Origin of the sequence: uncultured Allobosea sp. (assembly GCF_945957345.1) — a bacterium.
Lineage (GTDB): Bacteria > Pseudomonadota > Alphaproteobacteria > Rhizobiales > Beijerinckiaceae > Allobosea.
This window is the reverse complement of record NZ_CAMFKW010000022.1, coordinates 38,993-54,348: the sequence shown is the minus strand read 5'-3', so window position 1 is coordinate 54,348 and position 15,356 is coordinate 38,993. Positions and strand designations below refer to the sequence as shown.

Here is a 15,356-nt window from a genome sequence, read left to right as displayed (position 1 = left end):
CGATGCACGCTCCCGTCAAACCGCCTCAAAATCCGGCCTATCGAACTCCAGGCATCGGCCTCGTCCTGCGTCTCGCCATCCGCGACCTGCGGGCCGGCCTGCGCGGCTTCGGCATCTTCATCGCCTGCCTTGCATTGGGCGTCATGACCATCGCCGCCGTCGCCTCGGCTTCGCGCGGGCTCACCGAGGGGCTCGCCCGCGAGGGCCGTCGCATCCTCGGCGGCGACGCCACCTTCAGCCTGATCCATCGCGAGGCGACACCGCCCGAACTCGCTTTCCTGAGCGCGCGCGGCACCGTCTCCAGCATCGCCACCATGCGCGGCATGGCCAATGCCGGCGAGAAGGGCGCGGCTCTGGTCGAGATCAAGGCGGTCGATGCCGCCTATCCGAGCATCGGCACGGTCGAGACCGACCCGCAGGGGCCGCTCCCCAGCCTGCTCGACCAGCGCGACGGAGCCTACGGCGCTGTCGCCGACCCCGTCCTGTTCGGCCGGCTCGATCTGAAGCCCGGCGATATCGTCAAGGTCGGCGGCGCGAAGATCCAGTTGCGCGCCAATCTGGTCTCCGAGCCCGACAAGATCGCGGCCGGCGTCGGCTTCGGCCCGCGCCTCCTGATGTCGCAGGAGGCGCTGAAGGCGACCGGCCTGATCCAGCCCGGCAGCCTGATCCGCTGGACCTATCGCCTCCAGCTTCCGCAGACCGCGTCGAGCGATCCCGATCTTGAGAAGGTTATCTCCGACGCAGGCACGCAGCAGCGCGAGGCCGGCTGGGAAATCCGCTCCCGCGCCAATGCCGCGCCGAGCTTCCAGCGCAATCTCGAGCGCTTCACCCAGTTCCTGACGCTGGTCGGCCTCACCGCCCTGCTGGTCGGTGGCGTCGGGGTCGCCAATGCCGTGCGCCGCTTCGTCGAGGCCAAGAAGCTCGATTTCGCCACGATGAAGGCCGTCGGCGCCACCGGCGGGCGCGTCGTCGCGATCCACCTGACCGAGGTCATGCTCGTCGCCGCCATCGGCACCGCGATCGGCCTCGTGCTGGGCGCAGCCGCCCCCTTCGGCCTCGGCACCGTCGTCCAGAGCATCCTGCCGGTACCTTTCGAACCGACGCTCGCGCCGGGCGAGCTCGCCATCGCCGCGCTTTACGGCCTGCTGACGGCGCTCGTCTTCGCGCTCATCCCGCTCGGCCGCGCCCATGACATCCCGGTCTCGGCCCTGTTCCGCGACAAGGTCGAGCCCGATCCGCGCCGCCCCCGTGCGATCTACCTCGTGCTCTGCGCACTGGCCTTGGCTGGCCTTGCCGGCGTCGCCATCGGCTTCGCCTATGATCGCCGGATCGCGCTGATCTATATCGGCGTGATGTTCGGCGTCTTCCTGCTGCTGCGCGCCGTCTCGCTCGGCCTGATGGCACTGGCTCGCCGCATCCCGCGTCCGCGCCGCCCGGCTTTGCGCATGGCACTCGCCAACAGCCACCGGCCGGGCGCGCTGACGCCCGCGCTCGTGCTCTCGCTCGGCCTTGGCGTTGCCCTGCTCTCGGCGCTCTCCTTCATCGATGTCAGCCTGACCCGGCAGCTCACCGGCGCCCTACCCGACAAGGCGCCCAGCTTCTTCTTCCTCGACGTGCCCAGCCGCGACTCCGAACGTTTCGACGCCTTCCTCGCGGCCGAGCGGCCCGGTGCGAAGACCGAACGCGTGCCAATGATGCGCGGCCGCATCGTCTCGGTGAACCAGACCCGCGCCGAGGACATCAAGGCCAGCGAGCAATCCGCCTGGGTGCTCGATGGCGACCGCGGCATCACCTACGCCGCCACGCTGCCGGAAGGCTCGCGTATCGCCGCGGGCGAGTGGTGGCCGGCCGATTATCGCGGCGAGCCCTTGGTCTCCTTCGACGCCCAGAACGCTGCCGGCATCGGCCTGAAGATCGGAGACAGGCTCACCGTCAACGTGCTCGGCCGCAATATCACCGCCCGCGTCGCCAATTTCCGCACCGTCGACTGGCGCTCCTTCGGCATCAATTTCGTCATGGTGTTCTCGCCCAACACCTTCGCAGGCGCCCCGCACACCAATCTTGCCACCGTCGCGACGAGCCCGGACGGCAAGGGCGCGACCGACGCAGCCCTGATGCGCCGGCTCGCGCTCGATTTCCCGGCCGTCACCGCGGTCCGGGTCAAGGACGCGCTCGAAGCGGTCAACACCATCGTCTCCCAGCTCGCCATGGCAATCCGCGGCGCGTCGGGCCTGGCCATCGCTGCGAGCCTGCTCGTGCTCGGCGGTGCGCTCGCCGCGGGGCAGCGGGCGCGGCTCTATGACGCGATGATCCTGAAGACCCTCGGCGCCACCCGCCGCTTCATACTTTCGTCGTACGCCCTTGAATATGCGGCCATCGGGCTCGTCGCGGCCGTCTTCGGTGTTGTCGCGGGTACAGCGGCCGGCTGGGGCATCGTCACGCAAGTGATGCGGATCGAATTCGTCAGTGATCCCACGGGCGCGATACTGGCCGCGACTGCAGCAATCGGGGTGACCGTCCTGTTCGGGCTTGTCGGAACGATAAAAATACTGGCGAAGGCCCCGGCTTCTCATCTCAGAAATTTATGATGACTGTCTGAGATCGACTCTCGATAGACATTAAATTCCTGTAATTCTGCATTGATGCAGCGCCGAATTTCTATGATCCGGCTGGCCCTAACCATGGCCGGCCCTTGTAAGAACCGGCAAAGCCCCTCATATTCCCGTCATCGCGACTTTTCGTGCGCGAGGACGGCTGGCGCCCGCGCGCTTGTCGTCGTCCGAAACACCGTCAGGGGAAAGTCTCTTAATGAGCAACTTCGACCGCAATGCTCCAGTCTGGGGTGCCGGCCGCGCACAGCAGACCAGCGCCGTCGAGATGGATCAGGGCCTGCGCTCGTTCATGCTCGGCGTCTACAACAACATGACGATCGGTCTGGCCATCACCGGCCTCGCCGCGCTCGCCATCTCCATGCTGGCGATCGCCGGCTACACGCCCGACGGCAAGATCGCCGGTCTGACCGCGCTCGGCCAGGCGATCTATCTCAGCCCGCTGAAATGGGTCGTGATGCTGGCTCCGCTCGCCTTCATCATGCTGTTCTCGTTCAAAGCCGAGAACATGAGCGCCGCTTCGGCGCGCACCATGTTCTTCGTCTTCGCGGCGGTGATGGGCGTCTCGATGTCGTCGATCCTCGTGGTCTTCACCGGCGCCTCGGTCGTGCGCGTCTTCTTCATCACGGCCGCCGCCTTCGGCGCGCTGAGCCTCGTCGGCTATACCACGAAGAAGTCGCTCTCGGGCATGGGCTCCTTCCTGATCATGGGCCTGATCGGCCTGATCATCGCCTCGGTGGTCAACCTGTTCCTGGCGTCGAGCGCGCTCTCCTTCGGCATCTCGGTGCTGGGCGTGCTGATCTTCGCGGGCCTGACCGCCTGGGATACCCAGCGTCTGAAGGAGATGTATCTCTATTCGAACCTGGATCCGGAATCGGCTGCGAAGCTCTCGGTGAACGGCGCGCTGTCGCTCTACCTGAACTTCATCAACATGTTCCAGATGCTGATCAGCCTGCTCGGCGACCGCCGCTGAGCCAACCGATAGCGGGCGTCATGCCCCAAGCGAGCCCCGGCCCTGCGGCCGGGGCTTTTCTTTTGGCACGGCGGTTGCTCATTCTGCGGGCATGACGACGCTCTCGATCCGCTCAGGCCTTCCCACCGACATTCCCGCCATCGCCGCGATCTACGCCCATGCGGTGTCGCACGGCACCGCCTCCTGGGAGCTGGAGCCGCCGGGCGAGGCCGAGATGCGGCGGCGCTTCGAAACCATCCAGGCCGGCGGCTATCCCTATCTCGTCGCAGAGCGGGAGGGCGAGATCCTCGGCTATGCCTATGCCGGCGCCTACCGGCCGCGCCCGGCCTATCGCTCGACCGTCGAGAACTCGATCTATATCGCGCCGACGGCCCAAGGGCTCGGCATCGGCGGCCTGCTGCTCGATGAGCTGATGCAGGCCTGCACCGAGCGCGGCTTCCGGCAGATGATCGCAGTGATCGGCGACGGTACCGGCGCCTCGGTCGGCTCGCGCCGCCTGCACGAGCGCGCCGGCTTCCGCCTGATCGGTGTGGCCGAGAAGGTCGGCTTCAAGCACGGCCGCTGGCTCGACCAGATGCTGATGCAGAAGGAGCTGGGCGAGGGAGACTGCACGCCGCCGGGCTTCTGATCCCGAAGCCGGGCAGGCGCGTCAGGTTACCACGCTGAGCTTGTTGTCGAGCACCTTGAGCACGCGCGAAAGTTCGGAGCCACGCTTCAGGATGAGCCCGGTCGCCGCGACGACCGAATAGGCACCCTGTCGCCGCGCCAGCGCCGGATCCTTGACGATCCGGTAGAGCGGCATTTCCGACGAGCGCCGGAACACCGAGAACTGCGCCTTGTCCTTGAGGAAATCGATGGCGTAATCGCGCCATTCGCCGGCTGCGACCATGCGACCGTACAGATTGAGCAATTCGCTGAGCTCTCGTCGATCGAAGGTCACGGTGGTCGGTCGCGCCGGCGCTGGGAAATGGACGACCGCGCCGGCGGATTGCGGTTGTGGCGTTTCGCTGTCGCTCATGGCGCCTCCCTGGTCGGGGCCTCACCAAATCATCCGGGGATGATGCGCCTGCGGTCCTGCGCTGGCAAGGGACCCCACGACCCCGATCAGCCCTCTTTGCAAATGCCCCATTTTCGCCGCGAACGCGCCAAGCGACGGCCAAGTTGCGCCGTTCAACTCTCGTCGTTGCCTCGACGGCCCGGTTTCGCTGATCGCCGGTTTGTCAGCCCCCCAGCCCCCCGGAGTTCGGGCGGAGCCGGGCCACCGAGTCGGGGCCAACTAGCGGCTGGCATTATGCCGGCCGTTTTTCTTTTGCGATGCAGGTCGTTGCACGCGGCGACTTCAAGTTGCACCGTCATCATGCTCGCCCTTGTGGCGAGCATTCACGTCTTGAACACCGCACTGCATCGATAAGGACGTGGATGGTCGGGACAAGCCCGACCATGACGGGAAGCGCCACTCTACCGCACCTGACCGTGATACTCGGCATTCGGCCGCATATCGACCGCGGAAGCCATCCGATTCGACATGTTGTAGAAGGACGCGACGGCGCCGATGTCCCAGATGTCGCGCTCGCCGAAACCTGCCTTGCACAGAGCCTCGCGATCCCCTTCGCCGATCAGGTGCGGCGTTTCCGTCAGCTTGACCGAGAAATCCAGCATGGCCCGGTGCCGCGCCGAGAGCTCCGCCGCCCGATAATTCATCACCAGGAGTTCGCCCAGCACCGGATCGCCCGAGAGCTGGCGTACGGCCGCACCATGGGCGGTGAGGCAATAATAGCAGCGGTTCACGCTGGAGACCGCCACCGCGATCATCTCCCGCTCCAGCTTCGAGAGGCCGGACGGCGCCAGCATCAGGTCGTTGTAGAAGGCGGCGAAGGCCGTAAGCTTGGCGTCGTCATGTGCATAGGAGGTCAGGACATTCGGCACGAAACCGAGCTTCTCCTGGCATTTCGCGAAATAGGCCTGGTTTTCGGCTGAGAGCGCTCCCGGCTTCAGGTCCAGCGCCATGACGGCAGGCGGCGAATCCTGCCGCGCCGGCTCTTCTCCCACCTTGGGTTTGTCATGCTTTGTTGCCATGGTGTGTCCTGTCGAGTCGGGGGGCGCGTCAGTTTGCCGCTTTTTCGGGCACGGCAAGTTGAAAGGCTCCGCAGCCTATGTCATCGCTGCGGCAAAACAACTGGGGTGAACCATGGGCAAACGGGTGACGAACGCGACTGCGGGTGCAATCGCAGCGATCGAGGCCGCAGCCACCGGACTGAAGAGTTCGATGCCCGCCGAGTTCCCCCGCCTGCTTTTTGGCCGATCCGTCGCCGAGGATCTCGAGGCCCTTCCGGCCGAAATGCTGGCCCGTACAGCCGCTGCCGCCTTCGAGCACCTCGCCCAGCCGCGCAAGCCCGACACGATCAACCTGCGCTTCCGCGACGAGGAATACGGCGAGGGCGAGCGCAAGAACCAGCTCACCGTTCTTGAGGTCGTCAACGACAACAAGCCGTTCCTGCTCGATTCGACGCTCGCCGAATTGCAGGAGCAGGGTCACGAGCCGCGTCTCGTCGCACACCCGATCCTGGCGGTCGCCCGCGATGCCAAGGGCAAGTTCGCCTCACTAGCCGGGGAAGCGGCGGGCCGAGCGCCCGAGGGCACGCGCCGCGAAAGCCTGCTCCACATCCATGTCCCGCGTATCGATACGCCGGAAGCGCGCGAGAAGCTGCGCGCCGGGCTGGAGCGCGTCTACAACGACGTCGCGCTCGCCGTGGATGACTGGGCCGCGATGCGCGGCCGCATCACCGAGGTGATCCAGGCCTATCGCGCCAATCCGCCGCCACTGCCGGAAGATGAGATCAACGAGGCGCTGCAGTTCCTCGAATGGATCGCCGGCGACAACTTCACCCTGCTCGGCATCCGCGCCTATCGCTTCCCGGGCGGCGACGTCGCGGCCGACCCGATCGAAGGCTCCGGCCTCGGCATCCTGCGCGATCCCACGGTCAAGGTCCTGCGCAAGGGCCGCGAGCTGGTCACGGTCACGCCGGAACTGCGCTCCTTCCTGGCCAAACCCCAAGCGCTCATCATCACCAAGGCCAACGTCAAGAGCCTGGTCCATCGCCGCGTCCATCTCGACTATGTCGGCGTCAAGCTGTTCACGGCAGACGGACGGCTCGACGGCGAACTGCGCATCGTCGGCCTGCTCACCTCGAACGCCTATACCGGCTCCGCCCGCGGCATCCCCTATCTCCGGCTCAAGGTCGCCCGCGTCGCCAAGAATATCGGCTTCGACCCGGCGAGCTATTCCGGCCGGGCATTGATGAACGTGCTCGACGCCTATCCGCGCGACGAGCTCTTCCAGATCGACACCCCGACGCTGGAGCAGTTCGCCCTCGACATCCTGCAGCTCACCGAGCGACCACGCATCCGGGCGCTTGCCCGCGTCGACGAGTTCGACCGCTTCGTCTCGATCCTCGTCTTCATCCCGAAGGACCGCTACGACACCACGGTGCGCCAGCGCGTCGGCGATTTCCTGGCGCGGGTCTATGGCGGGCGCCTCTCGGCCGCCTATCCCGCCTATCCCGAGGGGCCGCTCTCGCGCACCCACTACATCATCGGCCGCGACGAGGGCAAAACCCCGCGCGTCGAGCGCTCGACGCTGGAAGCCGGCATCAGCGCCATCGTCCGCACCTGGGGTGACGGGCTGAAGGACGTTCTCGACCAGGAGAAAGCCGGCCCCGCCGCCCGCGCGCTGGCCGAGCGCTATGCCGAAGCCTTTGGCGCCGCCTATCGCGAGCGCTTCTCGGCCGCGGACGCGCTGGTCGATATCGAGATGCTCCAGCAGCTCACGCCGGAGCGCGGCCGCGCCGTCAATCTCTACCGGCGCGAGGGCGACGACGCCAAGCGCGCCAATCTCAAGGTCTTCTCACGTGGCGCGCCGATCTCGCTCTCGGCCCGCGTCCCGGTGTTGGAGAACATGGGCTTCCGCGTCGTCAACGAACGGACCTACAACGTCATGCCGCAGGGCAATGGCGACGCCGTCCGCATCTGGCTCCACGACATGACGCTGGAGCGCGCCGATGACGGCGAGATCGATATCGAGCATCTCGATCCGACGATCGAGGCGGCGCTGATGGCGCAGTTCCGCGGCCTCGCGGAATCCGATCGCTTCGACCAGCTCGTGCTCGTCGCCGGGCTTGCCTGGCGGGAAGCCGCGCTGCTGCGTGCCTTCGGCCGCTATCTGCGCCAGGCCGGCGCGCCCTATGCGCAGGGCTATATCGCCGACGCCTTGACACGCCATTCCGGCATCGCCGCCGGGCTCGTCGCCTATTTCGCCGCGAAGTTCGATCCGCGCGTTCCGACGTCCGAGCGCGAGCAGCGCATGACCCAGAAGCACGCCGAGATCGAGGAGGCGCTCGACGCCGTCACCAGCCTCGACGACGACCGCATCCTGCGCCGCCTCGTCAACCTGGTCGATGCTGCGCTACGCACCAACTTCTTCCAGATCGGTCCGGACGGCCAGCCGCGCCAGACCATCACCTTCAAGTTCGACTGCGCCAAGGTCGATGGCCTGCCGCTGCCGCGCCCGCTCTACGAGATCTTCGTCTATTCGCCGCGTGTCGAGGGCATCCATATGCGCTTCGGCAAGGTCGCCCGCGGCGGCCTGCGCTGGTCCGACCGGCCGCAGGATTTCCGCACCGAGGTGCTCGGCCTCGTCAAGGCACAGCAGGTCAAGAACGCCGTGATCGTGCCGGTCGGCGCCAAGGGCGGCTTCTTCCCGAAGCAGCTCCCGCCGGCTTCGGACCGCGCCGCCTGGCTCGCCGAAGGCACCGAGAGCTACCGCATCTTCATCCGCAACCTGCTCGAGCTTACCGACAATCTCGACGGCGAGACCGTCGTGCCGCCGCCGGACACCGTGCGTCATGACGGCGATGACCCCTATCTCGTCGTCGCCGCCGACAAGGGCACCGCGACCTTCTCCGACACCGCCAACGCGATCTCGCTGGAGAAGCATCACTGGCTCGGCGACGCCTTCGCTTCCGGCGGCTCTCAAGGCTACGACCACAAGGGCATGGGCATCACGGCCCGCGGCGCCTGGGAAGCGGTGAAGCGCCATTTCCGCGAGGTCGATATCGACATCCAGACCACGCCCTTCACCGTCGCCGGCGTCGGCGACATGTCGGGCGACGTCTTCGGCAACGGCATGCTGCTCTCGCCGGCGATCAAGCTGGTCGCGGCCTTCGACCACCGCGATATCTTCCTCGATCCCGATCCGGACATGGCGAAGTCGCTGGCCGAGCGCCAGCGCCTCTTCGCCCTGCCGCGTTCCTCTTGGCAGGACTATGACAAGAGCCTGATCTCGAAGGGTGGCGGCATCTTCTCGCGCCAGGCCAAGAGCATCCCGCTTTCGCCCGAAGTCCGCGCGCTGCTCGACCTCGACAAGAAGGAGGTTTCGCCGCCGGAACTGATGACAGCGATCCTGAAGGCGCGCGTCGACCTGCTCTGGTTCGGCGGCATCGGCACCTATATCCGCGCCACCGACGAGACCGACGCGCAGGTCGGCGACCGCGCCAACGACGCGATCCGCATCACCGGCAACGATCTCCGGACGCGGGTCATCGGCGAGGGCGCCAATCTCGGCGTCACCCAGCGCGGCCGCATTGAGGCCGCCCGCAAGGGCGTCAAGCTCAACACCGACGCGATCGACAACTCCGCCGGCGTCAACACCTCCGACGTCGAGGTCAACATCAAGATCGCACTCGCCGGCCCGGTGAAGGACGGCCGCCTGAAGGAGGACAAGCGCAACGAGCTGCTGGCAGCGATGACCAACGAGGTCGGCGATCTCGTCCTGCGCAACAATTACCTGCAGACGCTGGCGCTCTCGCTGACCGAGGCGCAAGGATCGGCCGCGACGCCGGGCCTGCGCTTCCTGATGCAGACGCTGGAGCAGAACGGGCGGCTCGACCGTTCGGTCGAATACCTGCCGAGCGATGCCCAGCTCGCCGAGCGCGAGAAGCGCAGCGAAGGCCTGACCCGGCCGGAACTGGCGGTGCTCCTGGCCTATGCCAAGCTCTCGCTGCACGACGCGCTGCTCGAATCCTCGGTGCCGGACGATCCCTATCTCGCCAGCGAACTCGTCCGCTATTTCCCGAGGGCGCTGCGCGAGGCCTATCCGGACGCGATCGCCAGCCACAAGCTGCGCCGCGAGATCGTGGCGACGCAGCTCGCCAACGCCATCGTCAATCGCGGCGGCCCTGCCCTGGTGCCAGTGCTGGCGGCCCTGACCCGCTCCGACGCCCCGGCCATCGCCGCGGCCTACGCGATCGCGCGCGATTCCTTCGATCTCATCGCGCTCAACGGCGAGATCGACGCGCTCGATGCCAAGATCCCCGGCAAGACTCAGCTCGGGCTCTATGGTGCTGCGCAGGAGCTCGTCACCAACCGCATGGGCTGGTTCCTGCGACGCGGCGTCGCCAAGCCCGGCACGATCGAGCAGACCATCGCGCGCTATGCCAAGGGCGTGAAGGAACTCTCGGCCGAGCTCGGCACCTTGCTGCCCGAGGCCGCCTCGCAGGCCAGGCTCGCGCGCATCGCCGTGCTGACCTCGGAGGGCGTGCCGGAGGTGCTGGCGACGCGCATCGCCAGCCTGCCGGCTCTGGCCGAGGCGACCGATATCGTCGACATCGCCGAGCGCAGCAAGCGCAAGATCGGCGAGGTCGCCCGCATCCATTTCGGCATCGACGCGCTGTTCGGCCTGTCGAGCCTGAAAGCGGCGGCGGCAGCGGTTCCGGCGACCGACGATTACGAGCGCCTTGCTCGCGAGCGGGCGATCGAGACCCTCGACGACGCCCAGTCCAACCTGACACAGGAGGTTTCGGCTTCCGCCAAGGGACAGGGCAAGCTGGAGAGCTGGCTGGCCGAGCGCGGCGACGATGCGGAACGTACCCGCAGCACCGTCAACGCGATCGCGAGCTCCGGCCTCACCCTGCCGAAGCTGATGGTGGCAGCCGGCATGCTGGCCGACCTGCCGCGCAAGCATTAGATTGTCGTGCTCTGTAAAAGCGAGACGATCTGCGCTTTGATCATCCCCTCGGACCGGAAGGCGGTAGCCGCTTTTCGGTCCGATGCACTTGTTGAACGGAAAGACCGATGACCGGCGAAGCCGACATGACCACCCGCATCGACCCCAAGCTGCTCGAAATCCTGGTCTGCCCGCTGACCAAGGCGACGCTGGAATACGACGCGGCGAGGCAGGAATTGATCAGCCGCCCCGCGAAGCTGGCCTATCCGATCCGCGACGGCATCCCGATCATGCTGCCGGAAGAGGCGCGGCAGCTGGAGGATTGAGACAGCGCGTCATTCTCGGGCGTTGCGTAGCAATGACCCGAGAGGCTCGGGCCGAGAGAGGCGCCTAAAGCGCCTCGCCTCTCAACAGTCGCGGCGGCGCGCCGGCGACGCCTGCCGCCTCACGGATGAAGAAGCGCTTCAGTCCGGGCATTCGATCGACGATTCCCAGGCCAAGATCGCGCGCCAGCCTGAGCGGCGTCGCATCGTTCGAGAACAGCCGGTTCAGTCCGTCAGTCACGGCACCCATCGCGACCGTGTCGAAGCGCCGCGCCTTCTCGTAATCCTCCAGAACATCGGCCGAACCGGGATCGAGTCCCAGCCGCGCCGCGTCGACGATCGCTTCCGCCAGCGCCGCGACATCCTTGAGGCCCAGATTGAGTCCCTGCCCGGCGATGGGGTGGATCAGATGCGCGGCATCGCCCAGCAGGGCGAGCCGCTCGCCGACGAAGCGCCGCGCCACGCCGAAGCCGAGCGGATGCGCGCTCACGGCGCTTTCGAGCGCGATCTCGCTGAGTTCGAGCCCGAAACGCCGCTCGATCTCGGCCAGCATGTCCTGGGAATCGAGCGAAAGCAGAGGTTCGACATTCTCCGTCCGCTCCGTCCAGACGATCGAGGAGCGGTGTCCGAGCGTCCCGCCATCGGCCAGCGGCAGGATCGCGAAGGGTCCCGACGGCAGGAAATGCTCGACCGCCCGGCCGTCATGCGGCCGCTCATGACCGATCGTCGCGACGATGCCGGATTGGCCATAATCCCAGCCGACCCAGCCGATCCCGGCCTGCTCGCGCAATTTCGAGCGGGCCCCATCGGCCGCGACCAGCAGGGTCGCCGCACAGCGCGTTCCGTCGCCAAAAACCAGCTCGATCGACGCATCCCCAGCCACGAAACGCCGCACGCCGGTGCTACGCAATTCGACGCCGGCGCCTTCGCAAGCTGCTTTCAGCGCCGCGATCAGGGCCGCATTCTCGACCATATGGGCGAAAGGTTCGCCGGGCTCGACCTCACCGTCAAAGGTCAGGAAGACCGGGCGGACCGCATCCTCGGTGCGGCTGTCCGAGACGATCATCTCCAGCATCGGCTGGGCGGTATGCGCAATCGCATCCCAGATCCCGAGCGTCTTCAGCATCGCCCGGCCGCCGGCCGCGACCGCATAGGCGCGGTTATCGGCGCGGGGCGTGGCTGCCAGCGCCGGATCGGCCAGGATCACCGAGAAATCCGTTCCCAGCCCCTGCTTCAGCGCCAGCGCCAGCGCCAACCCGGCAATGCCGCCGCCGGCGATGACGATGCGCATGGCGCTGCCACCTTCTTCGATAGCCATCTCGTCCTTCTCTCCGCGTCGACTTGACGCCAAGGGATGCCTCGGTGCTGATGCCAGACGAAGCCGGCTGTCCCTGTGCGGGCCGCCGGCCGCTCCGTCAACCTGACCGCGATGCCGCCGACCATGTCACAGATCAGCGCCTCCCTGACGGCGATTCTCGACCTCGAGCCGCTCGAGCGCAACCTGTTCCGGGGTCGCAGCCCGAAATCGACCTGGCCGCGCGTCTTCGGCGGGCAGGTGATCGCGCAATCGCTCTATGCCGCCTGCAAGACGGTCGAGGGCCGGCAGCCGCACTCGCTGCATGCCTATTTCCTGCTGCCGGGCGATCCCGAAGTGCCGATCGTCTACGAGGTCGACCGCCTGCGCGACGGTCGCTCCTTCACGACGCGGCGCGTCTTGGCCATCCAGAAGGGCGAGGCGATCTTCGCCATGTCGGCCTCCTTTCATGTCGACGAGCCCGGCTACGAGCACCAGATGCCGATGCCGAAGGTGCCGATGCCCGAAGAGCTGCCGGATCGCGAGGAAATGGCCAAGACCTTCCTCTCACACCTGCCCGATCCGCTTCAGACCTTCTACCAGCGCAAGCGGCCAATCGAGATCCGCCCCGTCGAGCTTGAACGCTATCGTGGCGGCGGCAGCCTGGAGCCGAAATTCAACGTCTGGATCCGGGCGATGGAGCCGCTGCCGAGCGATCCCGCCTTCCACCAGAGCGTGCTGGCCTATGCCTCCGATCTGCTCCTGCTCGATTCCAGCCTCATCGCTCATGGCGCGACGGTCTTCGACCAGAAGATCCAGGCCGCGAGCCTCGACCATGCCCTATGGTTCCACCGCCCGTTCCGGGCAGACGAATGGCTGCTCTATTCTCAGGACAGCCCCTCGACCTCCGGCGCCCGCGGCTTTTCGCGCGGCCTCATCTTCGACCGGGAAGGGCATCTCGTCGCCTCCGTCGCGCAGGAAGGTCTGATTCGACCGCGCCCTGATCGTGGCTGATCGAATTCTGGGCAGTTGCGTAGAATTCAGACGATCGCCTGATTCTTAGGCAAATCTGCCTGCCCCTTTCGTGTCTCCCCACGTGATTCGCCTCTGGAAGCGGCTTTGCCGCGCCCGGCGCGCGTTGGCACGTCCCTTGAATTGCATGTTGCGACGCAACTGCGGTCCCGCAGGCGCGAGAGGTGCAACGAGATCGCCGAGGCTGACGGCCGGGCGGCGCAGACGGGGAAACCCAGCACATGAAAATCGTGATGGCGATCATCAAGCCGTTCAAGCTGGAGGAGGTGCGCGACGGGCTCACCGCCGTCGGCGTCCACGGCCTGACCGTGACCGAGGTGAAGGGCTACGGCCGTCAGAAGGGTCATACGGAAATCTACCGCGGCGCCGAATATGCCGTGAGCTTCCTGCCCAAGATCAAGATCGAGGTCGCGGTCTCCAACGAGCTCGTCGACCGGGTGATCGAGACGATCACAGCCGCCGCCCGCACCGGCCAGATCGGCGACGGCAAGATCTTCGTCTCGTCGATCGAGAAGGCCGTGCGCATCCGCACCGGCGAAACCGACGCCGACGCCCTCTGAGCCCGACCCTCCAGGAGTTTTCGACGATGAATTTCAGGACTTCCCTGCGGGCCGGAGTGACGGGCCTCGCGCTGGTGGCTCTCACGGCCGGCGTCGCGCTGGCCCAGGCTCCCGCCACCCCGCCCGTGCCCAACAAGGGCGACGTCGCCTTCATGATGAGCTCGACGATCCTCGTCCTGCTCATGACCGTGCCCGGCCTCGCCCTGTTCTACGGCGGCCTCGTCCGCTCCAAGAACATGCTCTCCGTGCTGACCCAGGTCTTCGCCATCGTCAGCGTCGTCTGCATCCTCTGGGTCGCCTATGGCTACTCGCTCGCCTTCACCAATGGCGGCGGCCTCAACGACTTCGTTGGCGGCTTCTCCAAGGCCTTCCTGAAGGGCGTCGACGCCACCACCGTCGCCGGCACCTTTTCGAACGGCGTCTACATCCCCGAATTCGTCTATGTCTGCTTCCAGATGACCTTCGCCTGCATCACGCCGGCGCTGATCGTCGGGGCCTTCGCGGAGCGGATGAAGTTCTCGGCCCTGCTGCTCTTCACCGTGCTCTGGGTCACGCTCATCTATTTCCCGATGGCCCACATGGTCTGGTACTGGGGCGGACCTGACGCAGTCGGCAACGCTGCCAAGGCGCTCGCCGAGGCCGGTGCCGGCGGCAAGGCTGCCGCGCAATCCGCGCTCGACGCCGTAAACGCCGATGCCGGCATGCTCTTCAAGTGGGGCGCGCTCGATTTCGCCGGCGGCACGGTCGTCCATATCAACGCGGGCATCGCCGGCCTCGTCGGCTGTATCCTGATCGGCAAGCGCGTCGGCTTCGGCAAGGAATTGATGGCGCCGCACTCGCTGACCATGACGCTGATCGGCGCAGCCCTCCTCTGGGTCGGCTGGTTCGGCTTCAATGCCGGCTCCAACCTCGAGGCCAACGGCACCGCCGCGCTCGCCATGATCAACACCTTCGTCGCGACCGCGGCGGCGGCGCTGGGTTGGCTCTTCGTGGAATGGGCGGTCAAGGGCAAGCCCTCGATGCTCGGCATGGTCTCGGGCGCGGTCGCCGGCCTCGTCGCCGTCACGCCGGCCGCCGGCTTCGCCGGGCCGATGGGCTCGATCGTGCTTGGCCTCGTCGTCGGCGTCGTCTGCTTCGTGTTCTGCACGACCGTGAAGAACGCGCTCGGCTACGATGATTCGCTCGATGTCTTCGGCATCCACTGCGTCGGCGGCATCATCGGCGCGATCGCGACCGGCATCCTCGTCAACACCGCGCTCGGCGGCGCCGGCATCCCCGACTATTCCAGCAAGCCCGGCGAGCTTGCGGTCGGCGCCTACGAGTTCGGCCCCGCCGTCATGTCGCAAGTCAAAGCAGTGCTGTTCACGATCGTGTTCAGCGGCGTCGGCTCGGCGATCCTCTACAAGATCGTCGACGTGATCGTCGGCCTGCGCGTCACTACCGATCAGGAGCGCGAAGGCCTCGACATCGCCGAGCACGGCGAGCGCGCCTATCACAGCTGATCCTCCCGCCGCTCCCAGCGGATACCTCGGCCCCGGCAGCGATGCCGGGGTCTTTTTTATGCG

At 66.7% G+C, this 15,356-nt stretch carries 11 protein-coding genes; 8 read left to right on the top strand and 3 right to left on the bottom strand.

Going from position 1 to position 15,356, the window contains the following annotated elements; translation table 11 throughout:
• Positions 1 to 2 precede the first annotated feature (2 nt).
• From Q0Q36_RS12755 to Q0Q36_RS12745, 3 genes are all read left to right on the top strand, one after another.
• A complete protein-coding gene (locus Q0Q36_RS12755) occupies positions 3 to 2,588 on the top strand; it encodes an FtsX-like permease family protein (RefSeq protein ID WP_293798543.1) in 2,586 nt (861 codons plus the stop codon).
• A gap of 220 nt (positions 2,589 to 2,808) precedes the next feature.
• A complete protein-coding gene (locus tag Q0Q36_RS12750; protein WP_293798542.1) occupies positions 2,809 to 3,582 on the top strand; it encodes a Bax inhibitor-1/YccA family protein in 774 nt (257 codons plus the stop codon).
• A gap of 91 nt (positions 3,583 to 3,673) precedes the next feature.
• The gene (locus Q0Q36_RS12745) at positions 3,674 to 4,210 is read left to right on the top strand and encodes a GNAT family N-acetyltransferase (protein ID WP_293798541.1); all 537 of its coding nucleotides are present in this window, start codon (positions 3,674 to 3,676) and stop codon (positions 4,208 to 4,210) included.
• Between the two features lie 21 nt (positions 4,211 to 4,231).
• Here Q0Q36_RS12745 and Q0Q36_RS12740 read toward each other — a convergent pair whose 3' ends face one another.
• A complete protein-coding gene (locus Q0Q36_RS12740; protein WP_293798540.1) occupies positions 4,232 to 4,600 on the bottom strand; it encodes a DUF2794 domain-containing protein in 369 nt (122 codons plus the stop codon).
• Between the two features lie 440 nt (positions 4,601 to 5,040).
• Entirely contained in the window at positions 5,041 to 5,589 is a 549-nt protein-coding gene (locus Q0Q36_RS12735; protein WP_293798572.1) for a peroxidase-related enzyme, read from the bottom strand.
• A 259-nt stretch (positions 5,590 to 5,848) separates the two neighbouring features.
• Between Q0Q36_RS12735 and Q0Q36_RS12730 the strand changes: the two genes are divergently transcribed.
• Entirely contained in the window at positions 5,849 to 10,603 is a 4,755-nt protein-coding gene (locus tag Q0Q36_RS12730; RefSeq protein WP_367187174.1) for an NAD-glutamate dehydrogenase, read from the top strand.
• 107 nt (positions 10,604 to 10,710) lie between these two features.
• Complete coding sequence (locus Q0Q36_RS12725; protein ID WP_265057014.1) at positions 10,711 to 10,908, top strand: Trm112 family protein; 198 nt, start codon at positions 10,711 to 10,713, stop codon at positions 10,906 to 10,908.
• Between the two features lie 64 nt (positions 10,909 to 10,972).
• On the opposite strand, the gene Q0Q36_RS12720 is transcribed toward Q0Q36_RS12725, so the two are convergent.
• On the bottom strand, positions 10,973 to 12,223 hold the full coding sequence (locus Q0Q36_RS12720; RefSeq protein ID WP_293798538.1) for a ubiquinone biosynthesis hydroxylase: 1,251 nt from the start codon (positions 12,221 to 12,223) through the stop codon (positions 10,973 to 10,975).
• Between the two features lie 123 nt (positions 12,224 to 12,346).
• Here Q0Q36_RS12720 and tesB point away from each other — a divergent pair, with 123 nt between their 5' ends.
• From tesB to Q0Q36_RS12705, 3 genes are all read left to right on the top strand, one after another.
• The gene (tesB, locus tag Q0Q36_RS12715; RefSeq protein WP_293798537.1) at positions 12,347 to 13,213 is read left to right on the top strand and encodes an acyl-CoA thioesterase II; all 867 of its coding nucleotides are present in this window, start codon (positions 12,347 to 12,349) and stop codon (positions 13,211 to 13,213) included.
• A 239-nt stretch (positions 13,214 to 13,452) separates the two neighbouring features.
• Positions 13,453 to 13,791, top strand: a complete 339-nt coding sequence (locus tag Q0Q36_RS12710) for a P-II family nitrogen regulator (RefSeq protein ID WP_293798536.1) — start codon at positions 13,453 to 13,455, stop codon at positions 13,789 to 13,791.
• 26 nt (positions 13,792 to 13,817) lie between these two features.
• Positions 13,818 to 15,293, top strand: coding sequence for an ammonium transporter (locus Q0Q36_RS12705; RefSeq protein WP_293798535.1), 1,476 nt, complete (start codon positions 13,818 to 13,820; stop codon positions 15,291 to 15,293).
• The last annotated feature ends 63 nt before the right edge of the window (positions 15,294 to 15,356 follow it).

Bases quoted from the DNA above. Each gene is read 5' to 3' on its own strand.
- Q0Q36_RS12755 (WP_293798543.1), top strand. From the start codon at position 3: ATGCACGCTCCCGTCAAACCGCCTCAAAATCCGGCCTATCGAACTCCA.
- Q0Q36_RS12750 (WP_293798542.1), top strand. From the start codon at position 2,809: ATGAGCAACTTCGACCGCAATGCTCCAGTCTGGGGTGCCGGCCGCGCA.
- Q0Q36_RS12745 (WP_293798541.1), top strand. From the start codon at position 3,674: ATGACGACGCTCTCGATCCGCTCAGGCCTTCCCACCGACATTCCCGCC.
- Q0Q36_RS12740 (WP_293798540.1), bottom strand. From the start codon at position 4,600: ATGAGCGACAGCGAAACGCCACAACCGCAATCCGCCGGCGCGGTCGTC.
- Q0Q36_RS12735 (WP_293798572.1), bottom strand. From the start codon at position 5,589: ATGGCGCTGGACCTGAAGCCGGGAGCGCTCTCAGCCGAAAACCAGGCC.
- Q0Q36_RS12730 (WP_367187174.1), top strand. From the start codon at position 5,849: ATGCCCGCCGAGTTCCCCCGCCTGCTTTTTGGCCGATCCGTCGCCGAG.
- Q0Q36_RS12725 (WP_265057014.1), top strand. From the start codon at position 10,711: ATGACCGGCGAAGCCGACATGACCACCCGCATCGACCCCAAGCTGCTC.
- Q0Q36_RS12720 (WP_293798538.1), bottom strand. From the start codon at position 12,223: ATGGCTATCGAAGAAGGTGGCAGCGCCATGCGCATCGTCATCGCCGGC.
- tesB (WP_293798537.1), top strand. From the start codon at position 12,347: ATGTCACAGATCAGCGCCTCCCTGACGGCGATTCTCGACCTCGAGCCG.
- Q0Q36_RS12710 (WP_293798536.1), top strand. From the start codon at position 13,453: ATGAAAATCGTGATGGCGATCATCAAGCCGTTCAAGCTGGAGGAGGTG.
- Q0Q36_RS12705 (WP_293798535.1), top strand. From the start codon at position 13,818: ATGAATTTCAGGACTTCCCTGCGGGCCGGAGTGACGGGCCTCGCGCTG.